Origin of the sequence: Geomonas diazotrophica (genome assembly GCF_018919385.1) — a bacterium.
Lineage (GTDB): Bacteria > Desulfobacterota > Desulfuromonadia > Geobacterales > Geobacteraceae > Geomonas > Geomonas diazotrophica.
In genome coordinates this window covers 101470-115241 of the sequence record NZ_JAHLMF010000012.1, presented here as the reverse complement: position 1 = coordinate 115241, position 13772 = coordinate 101470, and the positions used below count along the sequence as shown (strand labels likewise).

Annotated in this window: 13 protein-coding genes; 6 read left to right on the top strand and 7 right to left on the bottom strand. The window is 55.2% G+C overall.

The genetic code is table 11. The annotated features are described in order from the left end of the window. Positions 1–21: 21 nt before the first annotated feature. Positions 22–696 (bottom strand): cytochrome c3 family protein, encoded by a 675-nt coding sequence (locus KOM00_RS14505; protein ID WP_216499648.1) that lies wholly within the window; start codon positions 694–696, stop codon positions 22–24. A gap of 353 nt (positions 697–1049) precedes the next feature. Between KOM00_RS14505 and KOM00_RS20925 the strand changes: the two genes are divergently transcribed. The 3 genes from KOM00_RS20925 to KOM00_RS14490 all read left to right on the top strand — a co-directional run bounded on the left by KOM00_RS20925 (position 1050) and on the right by KOM00_RS14490 (position 4041). Next, positions 1050–2384 (top strand): OmpA family protein, encoded by a 1335-nt coding sequence (locus KOM00_RS20925; RefSeq protein WP_328758588.1) that lies wholly within the window; start codon positions 1050–1052, stop codon positions 2382–2384. A 79-nt stretch (positions 2385–2463) separates the two neighbouring features. Beyond that, positions 2464–3177 carry a hypothetical protein gene (locus tag KOM00_RS14495; RefSeq protein WP_216499646.1) on the top strand — a complete coding sequence of 238 codons (714 nt, stop codon included), beginning with the start codon at positions 2464–2466 and terminating at the stop codon, positions 3175–3177. Between the two features lie 441 nt (positions 3178–3618). Continuing rightward, a complete protein-coding gene (locus KOM00_RS14490; protein ID WP_216499645.1) occupies positions 3619–4041 on the top strand; it encodes a tetratricopeptide repeat protein in 423 nt (140 codons plus the stop codon). 25 nt (positions 4042–4066) lie between these two features. On the opposite strand, the gene KOM00_RS14485 is transcribed toward KOM00_RS14490, so the two are convergent. From KOM00_RS14485 to KOM00_RS14465, 5 genes are all read right to left on the bottom strand, one after another. Next, on the bottom strand, positions 4067–5104 hold the full coding sequence (locus KOM00_RS14485; protein ID WP_216499644.1) for a cytochrome c3 family protein: 1038 nt from the start codon (positions 5102–5104) through the stop codon (positions 4067–4069). Next, a complete protein-coding gene (locus KOM00_RS14480; protein WP_216499643.1) occupies positions 5094–6239 on the bottom strand; it encodes a redoxin domain-containing protein in 1146 nt (381 codons plus the stop codon). Before KOM00_RS14480 ends, KOM00_RS14485 begins: the two co-directional genes overlap by 11 nt. Further along, on the bottom strand, positions 6220–6693 hold the full coding sequence (locus tag KOM00_RS14475) for a tetratricopeptide repeat protein (protein WP_216499642.1): 474 nt from the start codon (positions 6691–6693) through the stop codon (positions 6220–6222). The genes KOM00_RS14480 and KOM00_RS14475 overlap by 20 nt, the downstream gene beginning before the upstream one ends. Before the next feature lie 47 nt (positions 6694–6740). Then, positions 6741–8093, bottom strand: a complete 1353-nt coding sequence (locus KOM00_RS14470) for a cytochrome c3 family protein (protein WP_216499641.1) — start codon at positions 8091–8093, stop codon at positions 6741–6743. Between the two features lie 293 nt (positions 8094–8386). Continuing rightward, positions 8387–9115 carry an OB-fold nucleic acid binding domain-containing protein gene (locus KOM00_RS14465; protein WP_216499640.1) on the bottom strand — a complete coding sequence of 243 codons (729 nt, stop codon included), beginning with the start codon at positions 9113–9115 and terminating at the stop codon, positions 8387–8389. Between the two features lie 293 nt (positions 9116–9408). Here KOM00_RS14465 and KOM00_RS14460 point away from each other — a divergent pair, with 293 nt between their 5' ends. From KOM00_RS14460 to KOM00_RS14450, 3 genes are all read left to right on the top strand, one after another. After that, complete coding sequence (locus tag KOM00_RS14460; protein ID WP_216499639.1) at positions 9409–10635, top strand: OmpA family protein; 1227 nt, start codon at positions 9409–9411, stop codon at positions 10633–10635. A 670-nt stretch (positions 10636–11305) separates the two neighbouring features. After that, positions 11306–12304 carry a cytochrome C gene (locus KOM00_RS14455; protein WP_236026974.1) on the top strand — a complete coding sequence of 333 codons (999 nt, stop codon included), beginning with the start codon at positions 11306–11308 and terminating at the stop codon, positions 12302–12304. Between the two features lie 165 nt (positions 12305–12469). After that, positions 12470–12925, top strand: a complete 456-nt coding sequence (locus tag KOM00_RS14450; protein WP_216499637.1) for a hypothetical protein — start codon at positions 12470–12472, stop codon at positions 12923–12925. Positions 12926–13306: 381 nt separating this feature from the next. Here the strand turns inward: KOM00_RS14450 and KOM00_RS14445 are convergent, their stop codons facing one another. Beyond that, positions 13307–13726: a tetratricopeptide repeat protein gene (locus tag KOM00_RS14445; RefSeq protein WP_216499636.1), complete on the bottom strand. Its 420-nt coding sequence runs from the start codon at positions 13724–13726 to the stop codon at positions 13307–13309. Positions 13727–13772: the final 46 nt, after the last annotated feature.

Genomic DNA, 13772 nt, shown 5'->3' with positions numbered 1-13772 from the left:
GCTGGAAGATTCCTCAAGATTCTACTTGTCGTGGCAGCTCTTGCAGAGCGCGCTGCCGTAGTCGCTCATCACCAGATGCCCCTTATCGGGATTCAGCGGGTCGTGGCAGGTGAGGCAACCGACCCGGCCATTGACGAAGATCATCTTGGTGTTGCTGCCGACGTCCTTGTAGCCCCGGGCCGCCGCAACATAGGCCTCGTAGGTCATGCCGAGAGGATGGTCACGGTTGGTGAGGGTCCCCATCGACCTGCGGAACGACGGGCGATCCCTTACATCAACGTTAATCTGAGAAGCCAGAACACCGTCATGGCAGCTTAGGCAATTGACCGAGAAGGCATCCAGGTGCTGCAACGATGACGGGGCGGACTTGGAGTCAGAAAGGATAGAAAGGATGCCGGTCGATCCGGTGGAGTTGTCATCGGAGTAACCAGCAGCAACGATGTTCCCGTACATATCTTCGACAGAACTGCCGGACGTGTAGGACAAGCCGCGCACCGCATCGATCTTTACCAGGTAGTCCCTACGGGCCTGAACCGAGGTCTGCAGTTGCTGCGTGTAAGCACACCGCTCACCATTTCTGGAAACGTTGCTCCCGAAAGCGCCTGCCTCCTGAACCAGGCCGAGTACCATCGCGGCCGCATATGCCAGCCCCGCCATTCTCTGCAACGTTCTGTTTATGTTTTGTTCGGTTCTCATGGCTCACCTCCCGTTGCCACTACCCCTTTCAAGCGGGGTACCAAGAGTGGGCAGAACCGTTCAAATCACACAAGTAATTATCTTCGCTAGATTTTATGCTCTGTCAGTTTTCGCCACTGAAATTCTTTTTCAAAATTTGCCTGTGCGCATGTTGAACATCTGAACAGGGATAATTCCGGAATGATCAGCAGCCAATCGGGCGGGGTAAGGGGAAATGGACGGGGGGGTAAAGCGGGGAGGGGACAGGCTGGGGAGCCGGCTCAAAGCACTATACGGGCTATTTATCGTAAAGTATTAATAGTTGAATCAATGAACGGGTTAGTATAAGATGCGGCAACCACAGTGTTTGCATAATGGAGCCGAAGTTGCCCCTATTCGTTTCCCGCCTGATAGCCGTCCTCGGCCTTTTCCTTCTGCTTTCATCTGAAGGACACGCTGCCGCAGCAAAGTACGTAAAGCCGATTGATTCTGTCAGCGTTACGCCTTTGGTGGGTGGCTATCTGTTCTCTTCGGTGCAGTCCTTGGATCCGGCCATCACCTACGGCGTGAAAGCCAGTTACGACCACGTCGGAACCGGAATTACGGACAGTATCGGCGTCGACGCTACTTTCAATTACCTTCCCACCACAACCAAGGAGCAGCACCTCAAGGCCCAGGCCTACCTGTTCCGCCTCGATGCGACGTACCCGATCGTGACCAGAAAGGCCGTGACCCCCTTCCTCGCGCTTGGTGCAGGTGGGATCTTCACCGACCGGGAAGGTGCACGCGACAAAAGTCCCTTGTTCAACTTTGGGTTCGGCCTGAAATACCAGTTGGAAGAGTACCTGGCTATCCGCGCGGATGTGCGCCAGCTCATGGTCTACCAACACGCAACCACTACCAGCAATTTCGAAATAACCACCGGCCTGACCTACTATTTCGGCAAGCAGCGCAGAAAGCCTGTGCCTCCCCCGCCGCGCAAGAACATCCCGCAGGCCCAGGAAGAGAAGCAGGCCAAGCCGACAGCGGAAACAGCCACCCCGGCCCCCCCCCCTCCATCCATTCTGGAGCTTCTTCGCGGGTCGGGTGCAGCGGCTATGGGCCTCAACCTCCTGCCACCCAACCCCGGCGACGCGTTCGCGCCGGCCGCCTACCCCGCACCGGTCACGGCTCACAGCGCTGCCAGGCGGAGATTGCCAGACGCCGAGCCTCCCCTAGCACCAAATGCACCGCCGGCAGGGGCCGCGGCCGCACAACCGCGAACGGTCTCCCAGGCCGCGACGCCCGCCACACAGGCGCCTGCTCCCGCCCCGGCGTCGACGCAGCCGGTACCATCTCCCCAGGCACACGCTCCTAAAAGGAGCATACGGACCCTGACCATCGAGTTCTTGTTCAGCAGCCAAGCGATACGGCCGGTCTACCAGGCCAAGCTAGCGGCCTTCGCGTCGCTCATGAAATACAACGAGGAGTCCACCGCCGTCATCGAGGGACACACCGACAACGTGGGGAATGACCGGGCCAACCTCGCCCTGTCGCAGCAGCGAGCCCAGAACGTGAAGAATGAACTGGTCAAGTACGGCGTTGCTCCCGCAAAAATCACGATCAAGGGACACGGCTCACAAAAACCGGTGTCAAACAACCAAAGCGCCACAGGCCGCCACAAAAACCGCAGAGCCGTGGTAACTCTCACCCTGATCATCAACCAGTAGCGTCGCCATGACCAAACCGGCAGGTACGGCGCAGCACCCTCTCCGGCTGGGCCGGAGCAACAATACGGAGGAACCGTACATGAAGAACACTAGAAATCTGACCATCGCTGTGGGGCTGGCGATCCTGGCGACCAGCCTGGCGGCGTGTACCCTCCCCGGCCAGACGTCGAGGCCCGCAACAAAACCGGTCTCTGCAAAGGCGCCCAGCCTGCTCCGTGGGAAGGTACTCGATACTATGAATGCCGCGGGTTATACCTACGTCAACCTTGAGACGGAAGGGAAGACGCTCTGGGTGGCCGCCCCCCTGATGAGCGTGAGCATCGGGCAGCAGATCGAGCTGCTGCCAGGAGCCGAGCTGAAGAACTTCAACAGCAAGGCCCTCAACCGCACCTTCGACTCCATCATCTTCTCAGGAGGAATGGTAGCCACGGCCACGGGAGCCCCCCATGCGGCCGATCTTGAGGCAAGCAAGGAGGTCGGTAACCCCGTCATGGAGGGAAAGGTGCTGCAGACGATGAATGCTGGCGCCTACACCTACATCCTGCTGGAAAAGGAGGGGAGAAGGACCTGGTCTGCCATACCGGGCACGGAAGTCAAGGTGGGGGAGAATATCGAGCTGATACCAGGTATCGACATGGTCAACTTCAAGAGCACCACACTGAACCGGAACTTTCCCTATATCCATTTTTCCGGGGGACTGAAGAAGGGACCCGACCAGCAGAAGTCCGCTGCCCCCCCCCCTGCCGTCCCTGCGGCGGCCGCGCCTGAAGCCCCGCGGGCGGAGCAACGGTAACATCGAGCGTACCTTCGGTTTGGGGCGGGCACATCTGAACCCGACTGAAAAGCAGTTGCGTGCGTTACGGCACACCGATGGGCGAATTCAGCAGCAAGCCCCTAAACCGCACCTTCAAGTCCATCTATTTTGCCAGCGGAATTGAGGTGACCAAGAAAGCTGCGGTACCCTCGAGGCAGCACCTGCCACTACGGCACCTGCCGCCGCGGGCGGTGAGACCAACTTGTCAGTGTACACATTCTGCACACCTGCCCAGTTTTTAAAAAGAAGAGTGAATCCAATTATTAAGCCAATCCACAGGCTACAAGCTGTTCAAGGGGCAACAGACCACCATCTCCACTAAATTACATAAACGACTGAAAGGACGGTAGTTTGCTCTCATCGCACATTGGCACCGAACTTGCGATACCCCAACCAAAATCAAGCCGTGAGGAGGGTGCCATGAGACGGAAACTGTTAACCGCGTTAATCGGATCTGTGTTGTTCGTCAGTGCAGCTTTACCGGCCTTCGCTGATTACGCAGCGGGAGTCGTGGCCTACGCAGCGGGTAATTATGAAAAAGCTGCACGGGAGTTCAAATCAGACGAGACTGCAGGGTCATACTTCATTTTGAGCCAAATGTATGGCAGCGGGATCGGATTGAACCAGGACAAGAAAACAGCGCTGACCTACCTGCACCGAGCTGCAGAACTGGGACTTGATGTTGCACAGGCGGATCTTGGTCTTCTTTACCTGGAGGGAGCCGGGGTGCATGCAAATGAAGCCGAAGGGCTCAGGTGGTTGAGAAAGGCTGCTGCCCAGGGGCTTCCCGAAGCAGAAACGATCGTGCGGGCTTTTACCCAAGTAGAGGTTGCATCAAGGTGAAAAACAGATGACCAGGCAACTCTGCCTAGCGCATTGCATGACAGGTAATGCAGAAGTTGCTGATGGGTGAAATGCCATCGTAATTTTGAAGGAAAGCCGGCGTAAGTCCGGCATGGGGATTATGGCAGGAAACGCAAGTGAATTCCTTGCCCGGATGGTACGGGTCCGGCCATTTACGCACGGGGTGCGCGTTGTTCGAGAACCCGACTATGACGTGGGGTTTGGCAAGAATCTCCTCATGACACCCCGCACAAAGGTCGGCAGCTGATTTCAGTAGAAAGTAAGGTTGGTTCGACGCGTGGGGATCGTGGCAGATGGCACAGCTTCCGGCCGCAGTGGGCCCATGACCAAAGGGCATACTTGGCCAGGAATTCTCGTGACAGCTGTTGCAGAGCTTACCTTCCGGCTTAGGCACGGAGAGTTTCGGTTTTGCACCCCGGTCATGGCACCCAAGGCACCCGCCAACTGCGGCTGGGCCATGAACGTTGGCATACGTGGTGAGCATCTTCTTGTGGCACTGATAGCAAGGAGAATTTTCGGCACGTGTTTCCGATTCGGCAGTCTTGGAAAAATCGAGTTGATGGCAAGGTAGGCAAACCCGCTCATGCGTCTGCTCGTGAAAGGTGTACCCGCTGAACCCTTCTGGCACCCTTGCTCCATCAGACGAGAGTTCTGAATGCAGGAACACCGTCGAAGTGCTTTCATCCACGGGCTTCCCCCCCTTAAGGGCGACCACCCTGATCTCGTTCTTACCGCTCGCAAGTTCTACGCCATCGAAGCAGGTCATGTACTGGCGGTACTGCCTCTTTGGCAGTCTGACACGCCTTCGGTTCAGGAAGATCTGTATTTCGTCCGGCCGATCCGTCGGCAACCGCACCGTGACCGCAGCAAGGGGGCCTTCCAGCACGGACTTGTCCGGTGGCGTGACGATTTTTATGCGGCTGTCACCCGGCTCGGCCACCGCAGCTCCACCCAAAAGGCAGACGCCAAGCGCAGCTGCCCCGATCAGACCAGCCAACCTCCCAAGCTTGACTGCACCAGACGCCTTAAAATCACTTGCCATGAACAATCCTGTCTAAAGCACGCGCGTAGGAGTCTGCGGCCTTTTTCGTGTCTTTCAAGTACTCAAACAGCTTACCTTGGTAAACATAGGTTCTGTAGTCGGAAGGGTTTAGTGCCTCGGCCTCCCTGAACATCGCCTCCGCCTCAGGTAGTCTCCTCTCCCGCCCCAAAGCATACCCCATGTAGTAGTAACATGGCGAATAGGCCTCGTGCGACTTGCGCGCGTCCTCAAGCATGGCAAGGGCATCTGTATTCCTGCCTCGTTCCACCAGGACAAGAGCGACTTCGCAGGTGGCAACCGGGTGCTTCGGCTCTTTTGCGAGAACTGCACGATACTCGGCCTCGGCACGCGCCATGTCTCCCCGGTCCTTGTACAACTTGCCAAGCCCCAGGCGCGGCAGCATGAAATTGGGATCGGCGTCGACGGCTTTGCGGAACCAATTTTCAGCCTGGCTCGCAAGGACCTTCGATTTAAGGCTGCGTATCCCCATCCCATAGAATCGGACCGCTGTCTTGTCAGGCAGGTAAGCAGGATGCGCGACGTGCTTTTGCGACGAGGGCCCGGCTATTGAAGAAACCACGAACTCTTCCAAAGCGTCGGCCCCGACCAGAGGGTATCCGGAGAGCTCGTACTTCACGACTCGTTGCTTGTCCACGATGACGGTTGTTGGCAGCGCTATTACGCCGTAATCGCTGAAGGCGGCTAGACCGGGATCCAGCAACATTGGGAAATCGAGCTTCAACCGGTCTCGGGTCTTGCCAACCGCCTGTAGCGTCCGTGGCCCTGCCTTTTGTTCATCAACATTGACTGCAATCACGCTGAAGCCGGAGGATCGGAAGCGGGAATACAGTTGCTGCATCTTGGTCAGCAGGGCCTCCGACTTTTTCACAGAGGTAGACCAGAAAACGAGTGCAGTAAGGCCCTCTCCTTGCAATTCTGAGGATTTTTTATTTTTGCCTTCCAGCGTATTAAGAACAAAATCGGGCCCTTCGACCCCGACCTGCAATACAAGGAGAGAGGCATCGGCCGGTGCCGGGGAACCGCTCCAGAAACATAGCGCCATGATCAATAGGGTGAGATAACGCCTCACCACCCCGAAAATATCCGCTTGAAGATCACTGCCTACCCTGTTCATACTTCCTGATTCCTTCCTTGAACTGCTCGAGGGCCTTGCCTTCATCGCCCAGTTGCCGATACACCAGCCCAAGTTCGTAGTGGGTACGCACAGGGTTGGGGTTCATAAGCAGGGCACTGCGCAGTTCACGCTCGGCCTCCTGCAATCTCCCCAGCCGGGCAAGTGCCATGCCGCGACCGGTTTTCGCCTCAAACGATTTGGGGACCAGAACAAGAACCTGATCAAACCGTGTCAAGGCCTCCTCGGGCTTGCCGGAAGCAACCAACAGATAGCCGAGATGAATGAGGGGCTGGGGCACTCCAGGCTGTCTTTCCACATCGGTACGGGCTGCCCTTATTTCGTCGTCTTCTCCTGCAGTTTGGGACACGGCAGGTTGTGCCCCATCCGCATTGAGTCCCCCCCCATGGCATACTGTCAACGCCAGCAGCAGGAAAAGAAGGCAAAAGATAACCACCTTCTGCCCCCCAAAGGCATTTGCGGCGCGGCCAGCGCTTCTACACCTCATTTGCCTTGCACCTGCTTGTTGAGGACAGGTTTTACCCTGTCGTAACTGAACAATTGGTGGCACCCCGGCAGACAAGCCCCACCATTTGCACTCTTTTTGAAGCCGATGGGGAGTTGCCACTTTGCAAATGGCACCCCGTCGCGCACGTGTTTGGGGTTGTTTGTCGCATGCGCATCATGGCACGCCCTGCAAGTACGGCCTTTTACTGCCTTGTTGACATGCACGAAATGAAGATTCTGGTCTCCGTTTCGAAAACCGGTAAGAGTGGTCGTCGTTTCTACACTCGCGATGGTCTTTTGGTGACACATGAAGCACAGTTTGTAATTGTCAGCGTTATATGGAGCATAGAAAAGCTGCGGGAAACTCTCCAGCAGTATCCTGAAGTTGTTTGAACCGTGCGCGTCATGGCATCCTGAGCAGTCCTTTTCCTGGATGGGCCCGTGTTTTTCGCTGCCGTTTCCAAGCAAAACACTCATATTCGCTATCTTACCATTCGCACCGTTGTACTCACGGTCATGACAGCTCATACACAGATCCATCGGCTGCCTTACTAGCTGTTTTGGAAAATCAGAGACGTGGGGATCGTGGCAGGCCAGGCATTTGCGGTCGGTCTGTACCCCTTTGTGGGGTACCGTAGCGCTGGCTATGGCCTTTTCCTTGTCCCTATGGCACTTGTAACAGAGATCCATGTTGCCGTTTGCACTAAGGGTAAAGCGGTAGTCTGAACTGTGTGGACTATGGCAGTTTATGCAGGCCTCTTTGACCGGCGCATGCATGTATTTCTTGTCCTTGAATGCTTCAGCCTTATCGGTGTGGCAAGTAAAGCACAGGGAATTCCCCTCTGCTATCAAGAGCTTTCGATTTGGGCTTTGATGGGCATAGTGACATGCATTGCAACCACCGACACCGAGGGGCCCGTGCAGATATTTTCCTGACACAATCGCCTTGGAGTGGCATAAAAAGCACAGGTTGCTCCCCTCTGCACGCAACTGGTACTTGTACGGCGACTGGTGAGGATCATGGCATTTCACGCACTCCAACATGCGCACAGGCGCATGTACCACGGTCATGGTATTTAGTTTTTCGTGGCACTCAAGGCATTGTTGGCCTGGATTTATAATCGGCTCGAACTTGTGCTTGCCTATCTTCGTATGGCAGCCGGTGCATTCACCGACTGCAGCGGGCCCATGAACGAAGGCTGCTTTGCCCATGTTCGCGTGACACGACGAAGTGACACAGGCTTCCTTCTGCGCCGCCTCCCCTGCCCCAGCGGTAGTGACCGAAAGTGGGACAAGCAAATAGGTGACGATCCCCAGTAGAAGGACGGAAGTGGCAATTTTTTGTGGCATGGCTTCGGATCTCCTGAAACGGCCCCAACCGAAGTCGACAAGGGGTAGTCAAATTAGATGAGTAAACGCTACGATTAACATCAAAAAGGCCGACTGGGTTACCAGTCGGCCTTACTAGGAAGAGACTTCAGCAGACTTGACTGAGTTTCTGCTGCAGCATACGCCGCAACGACAGCTTATACGGCTGATTTTGCGCCGGATTTTATGCGGTGGCAGTTTTTTTGTCAAGCCAATAGTTCGACATGACAGGTCTTGCCGCTTGACGTTACAACCTCAGAGCCGATTCAGCGTTGCTATTTCTGCAGCGACGCCGATTCCAGGATGACTGCATACTTGTAGCCCGACCCAAAGTCTCTGTTTCTAGCGAAAGTTCCAGAAACCGTCACCACGTCGCCTACCTTCGGAAGCTCCTTTGTTGTCACGACGAGATCATTGTTTTTCTGTAGAGGCGTTCCCGTGCCGTCCTGCAAATGGAGCCAGTTCCACCCCATGATCCTCTGGGACACTTTCATGACCTTTCCAGTAACAACGACCGTCTTTTTGTCCAACTCCTCACTTTTCTGGTAGAGGTCGGCAATGCTGTACGCATTTGGCGCCTTAACCATTTCTACAACAATCTTCTCCTTTGCCTCAGGTACCAAACCGCTGCTCCCTGTGGATTTTTTACTAAGCAACTCGGTTTCAGCCTGCGAGAGAGGCATGCCGCAAAACATGATGATCCCGAAAGTTTTATTCAAAGCCTTGCTCTCAAAGTTCATCATCGGCGTGCACCCCGTAAAGGCTAGTTGCTGCCCGACATTGACCTTGGTTACCGGACAGGCAACCCAGGCAGTTTTACCGTCCTTCTCCAAGTTGACATAGGTGTACTCGCCTGCTGTCGCCGTTTCAACGACCTTACCAGCTGCCCCGTCGGTAGTGGACATTACACCCCCTCCCCCTCCGGCCAAGCCGTCTGCGAAAACTAGAGTGGCCGGGATAACGGCCACAAGAAAAGCGGAGATGACAGTTGCGCGCTTGATCATGAAAGCTCCTTGCATTTAGGTGTTAATTGATGCACCAGGTTCCTTCCGAAAAATACCATTATCACCGCCAACTAACAAGCAGATTATGGGACAGGAGAGAGTCCCCTGATTCTCCAAGGAGCACTGGCAGCTTTCGTTGCAATAGAGAACGCAGTTTCTTTGACTCTTGCAGCCAAATAAAGTAGAATCACCCGGCTCATTTATCGTCTCCCATGTGCCCATACCCAGCAGCGCTTCGCCGCCTCAGCGAGCCTGCCAACTCCAGGGCAACACCTGAGAAAGGGCTACTCTGCATGAAGAAACCCACGCTCCGAGGATACTTGTTAGCCTGCTCCGTACTTGTATTGGCTGCAGCGGCAATACCGTGCCATGCACGGGAACAGATCGGCGACCTCGGCGTCACTCCCGTTATTGGCGCCTTTGTCCCTGGCCATTTCGAATCGTTAAAGACCGGCCCTCTGGTCGGTCTCAAGGTTGACAAGCAGGTGACAGACAGCTTTGTTTTCGAGGGCGATATCAGTGCTGCCATGGCCGATTCCGGCGTCAACGGTGTGACCAACCTGTATCTGCTTAGTCTGCAGACGGTCTATCCGATCTTGAGACGAGAACAATTCACTCCTTTCGTCACCTTCGGCGTGGGGGGGCTCATAGCCGACAAAGGCCAATCGAGCCCATTCATAGATTTCGGCGTGGGGGCGAAATATTTTATCCGGAACAACCTGGCCCTCCGGTGCGAGATCAGGGACATCGCAGCTACCAGTTTAGGGAACAGCTTTGAATTGACCGCCGGTTTAAGCTTCATCTTTAACGAGCGCAAGAGCGCGCCGCCCACGAAGTACAGAAGGAATAACGTCCCTGCATCACTCCCCCCTGCCCTGCAGCCCCCTCCTGCCAATGTGAACGCAGCGCAGGCGCCTGTCGCCAAAGCTCCGCCCGCAGGTTTGGTTGCTGCCGTGCCCACGGCTCCAGTAGCGCCCGAGCCGCCCATACCTGTTCCGGCACCTGTCATAGCGGCTCCCGGCCCCGCTGCGGTTGCTCTGGCCCCACTCGCAACAAACACAAGTGACGGAACCAAAACCGAGCCGGTTGCTCAAGGCGCGCCCAGCCCGAGCGCGGAGGTTACCGTGCAACTGCCCGGTCCTTCAACAGAGTTGGGGAAAGCACCGATGCTGACCTTGACGATTGAGTTCGATTCTAAAAGCTATGCTATCCGTCCGAAATTTTCACCTGTGCTCGACCGCATCGCCAAATTCATGAAAAGTAATCGCCAAACAGTGGCAATCATAATTGGCCATGCCGACAGTACCGGGTCGGAAAGTTTAAACCAGACTCTTTCGACAAAACGTGCAGAGCAAATAAAACGCTACCTCACACGGGCCTATGGCATCTCCATCGCCCGGATACAGACCCAGGGGGTTGGCAATTCCAGCCCCATCGCTGATAATGCGACCGTCGACGGACGCCAACGCAACCGGCGCGCGGTTACGACCGTCGTCGGCTCTTCTGAAGCAGCAAAGTAAACCGCTATCTCCGAGGGGGAGCATTTGCTCCCCCTCTTACCGGGCCCACCACATACCTTCTCTGTAAATCACCCTCCCTCAACGATTGCTCAAATTCTGCACCGGCACCCCAAAAGCTGAACACCCGACCTAACCAGCTGAAAACAAGTAATAACTTATTCCCACAAAAGCGTTCGTGTACCCTGGCCGAACACCCTTAACTGAAAAACACTTTCAATCAATGCCGTATAACGAAGATTTTTATCATTTAATTTCGACTAGTTGGCAATAAATGGCCCAACGCATGGCATATGGCTTCAGATTTGTACTAGGTACTACAACCTATGCAAGGAGGAGCAGAGCCATGACGACCCAAAGCCAGAACAGCACATTCGGTAAGCGCTCGAGATTCCCTCTTCTCATGATAACTGCTCTCGTCATCAGCCTTAGCAGCGCGCACGCTGCCTCGTTTGCGAAAGGGGAGTCTTTCCATAAGGGTGGTACCGGTGAATGCAACGGCTGCCACGCCACAGGCGCTTCCGAAATCGCACTAAGGAAGAATCGGTCTGCCATCGATCTTCTCGGCTCCGATGCAAGCTCCACCTGCCTGAGGTGCCATGAAGCCTCCGATGGAAGTGTCACCCCCCAGGGGCACTACATTGCAACCAGCGGCCTGCAACTCGGCGAAGGGATGGCGCCTGTGGAACTTACCCCGGCGGGTGACTTCGGCTGGCTTAAGAAAAACTACCGGTGGAGGGGCGAAAACGGCAGGATGGAAGAAAGCCAGGGGCAGCGCCATGGGCATAACATCGTGGCCGCAGATTACGGCTACACGGCAGACTCCAAAATAACCATGGCTCCCGGCGGAAACTACCCATCTCAGAAGCTTTCCTGCACCAGCTGCCACGATCCTCACGGCAACTACCGTCGTGCGGCAGACGGAACCATCAGCAATGCTGGGCTTCCGATCATCGCCTCCGGTTCCTACACAACGAGCCCCGAACCCGGCCCCAACGGCACCGTCAGTACCTACAGGATGCTGGCCGGCAAAGGATATCAAGACAAGGGGGGAGCAGGCTTGGAATTCAGGGCGGATCCTCCCGCAGCGATCGCGCCTGTCTCCTACAACCGCGATGAGTCCGTCAACGACACCCGGGTCGCTTACGGCTCCGGCATGTCGGAATGGTGCAGCAACTGCCACGACAGGATGCACGCAGACAATTCCGGTCGCGCCTCGCAACACCCTTCCGGCAAAAACGCAAGATTGGGTGCAGAATCTGCGAGCAACTACAACTCCTACGTGGCATCCGGCAACCTCAACGGTTCGATGACCACAGCCTACAACTCCCTGGTGCCTTTTGAAATGGGGACCGATGACTACCAGACTCTCAAAGCGACAGCAAACAGCAACGGTTCCAACAGAAGTGGTGCCAACATGGATTCCAACGTCATGTGCCTCTCCTGCCACAGGGCCCACGCCTCCGGGTTCGACAGCATGACCCGCTGGAACGTCTCCGCCACATTCATCGTGTACAACGGTGCCTACCCCGGTACCGATAACGGCGCCCCCGAGAGCATCGCTCAGGGCAGGACTTCAGGCGAGGTGAAAAAGGCTATGTACGGCAAAAAGGCCCTTTCCTTTGCCTCCTATCAGCGTAGTCTCTGCAACAAATGCCACGCTAAAGATTAACTCCTCTACAAAAGTCATGACACCGCCCCGGGCCAATGAAGCGGCACCGGGGCGGTGTTGTTTGGACGAGGGTGGCGTAAACAGGAAATTTAAGGCTGTGCAAATTCCACCATCGGTGCTATAAAATCGACGGTTGTGAAATTCTGTATGAGGAGAAGATTGAATATGATGAAAAAACTCTTCGGCCTGCTAATGCTGGCTCAACTGGTTTTTGCCGCAAGTTCCTTCGCAGGAAACATTTTCAACGGTTACGAAGAAATCAAGTGGGGGACTTTGTTCCACAAGGTTATGGATGCGTATCCGAAGGGCAAACTTGGTGAATATAACAAGGAAATGATCTACACTCAGGACAAACCAGACGACACCATCGCCTCCAGACTTTTCGCGTTCAAGGAAGGGCTTTTAACCAGCGTATCGGTTACCTTTGAAGCGAAGTACGTGAAGGAAACCGGGATCGAGAACCTCAAGCAAAAGTACATCAAGCTGTACGGTAAAGGTAAAGCGTCCAAGCCCAGCTCACACATGTCTTCAATCGCGTGGGAGAACAAGCAGACCAAGATATCCTTCCTCTACGTTCCCAACCGGCCGGAAATGACCGTCTTGCAGTTCGAGAAGAAATGACCTGTTTCCAGACGCTGGAGTCTCTCACCATGTATGAATGGTGGAGAGACTCCAGCGTGACTTCGCTGCTTGCGCCGAAATGTTACCGTCTGCACAATGCCGCCAATCCTTCTAGCATCCAGGCTCCCGATGCCGTGTAAGCTCCGGCTCTCTTTTTCCCTTCCCCACCGCCTCCTCACCCCAAGGGCATCTTCATTTTCCCGGGATGACCGTTCAACCTTCTGACATTGTTGTGAGTCGCAGCAGGCATTTATCCAACGCCAAGGCGTACCCGCAAACGAAGGCAACATCCGTCTTGGGCCAATAACACAAAAACCCCTCCCGCAGTTTGAACTGCAAGAGGGGTTAATGTCAGCACGTGGGCATAATGTGCGGCGTCGTCTAATTCGAACTCTTCTCAAGCCTTTTCACGGCATCCTTTGCCGGGACAAACCCTTTGAAGGCAGCTTTCTTAAACCATTTAATCGCTGTGGCATCGTCCTTTTCGACTCCGACACCGTTGGAGTACATGACCCCCAGGCGGTACATCGCCTTGACGGATCCTTTTTCGGCAGCCTTGGTGTACCACTCAACGGCCTTCGCGCTGTCGTTGGGCACTCCCTCGCCATGGTCGTAGAGGTAGCCAACCATGTACAAAGAGGCAGCGTCCTCTTCATACATGAAATTTTTCATCGCTCGCGCGTAGTCCTTCATCAAGTAGGCTTCCATGCCCTCGTTGTAGGTGGCGTAAACAGGACCAGCATAGAGTGATACTGCACAAAACAGAGCTATGATACCGTGAACCAGATTACGTCTCTTCATCTACGTCTCCTTCAGCACTGTCCTGTTGGTAAATAACAGACAGATA

Excerpts from the sequence above, each read along its gene's own strand:
- KOM00_RS14505 (WP_216499648.1), bottom strand. The coding sequence starts at position 696 with ATGAGAACCGAACAAAACATAAACAGAACGTTGCAGAGAATGGCGGGG.
- KOM00_RS20925 (WP_328758588.1), top strand. The coding sequence starts at position 1,050 with ATGGAGCCGAAGTTGCCCCTATTCGTTTCCCGCCTGATAGCCGTCCTC.
- KOM00_RS14495 (WP_216499646.1), top strand. The coding sequence starts at position 2,464 with ATGAAGAACACTAGAAATCTGACCATCGCTGTGGGGCTGGCGATCCTG.
- KOM00_RS14490 (WP_216499645.1), top strand. The coding sequence starts at position 3,619 with ATGAGACGGAAACTGTTAACCGCGTTAATCGGATCTGTGTTGTTCGTC.
- KOM00_RS14485 (WP_216499644.1), bottom strand. The coding sequence starts at position 5,104 with ATGGCAAGTGATTTTAAGGCGTCTGGTGCAGTCAAGCTTGGGAGGTTG.
- KOM00_RS14480 (WP_216499643.1), bottom strand. The coding sequence starts at position 6,239 with ATGAACAGGGTAGGCAGTGATCTTCAAGCGGATATTTTCGGGGTGGTG.
- KOM00_RS14470 (WP_216499641.1), bottom strand. The coding sequence starts at position 8,093 with ATGCCACAAAAAATTGCCACTTCCGTCCTTCTACTGGGGATCGTCACC.
- KOM00_RS14465 (WP_216499640.1), bottom strand. The coding sequence starts at position 9,115 with ATGATCAAGCGCGCAACTGTCATCTCCGCTTTTCTTGTGGCCGTTATC.
- KOM00_RS14460 (WP_216499639.1), top strand. The coding sequence starts at position 9,409 with ATGAAGAAACCCACGCTCCGAGGATACTTGTTAGCCTGCTCCGTACTT.
- KOM00_RS14455 (WP_236026974.1), top strand. The coding sequence starts at position 11,306 with ATGGCGCCTGTGGAACTTACCCCGGCGGGTGACTTCGGCTGGCTTAAG.
- KOM00_RS14450 (WP_216499637.1), top strand. The coding sequence starts at position 12,470 with ATGATGAAAAAACTCTTCGGCCTGCTAATGCTGGCTCAACTGGTTTTT.
- KOM00_RS14445 (WP_216499636.1), bottom strand. The coding sequence starts at position 13,726 with ATGAAGAGACGTAATCTGGTTCACGGTATCATAGCTCTGTTTTGTGCA.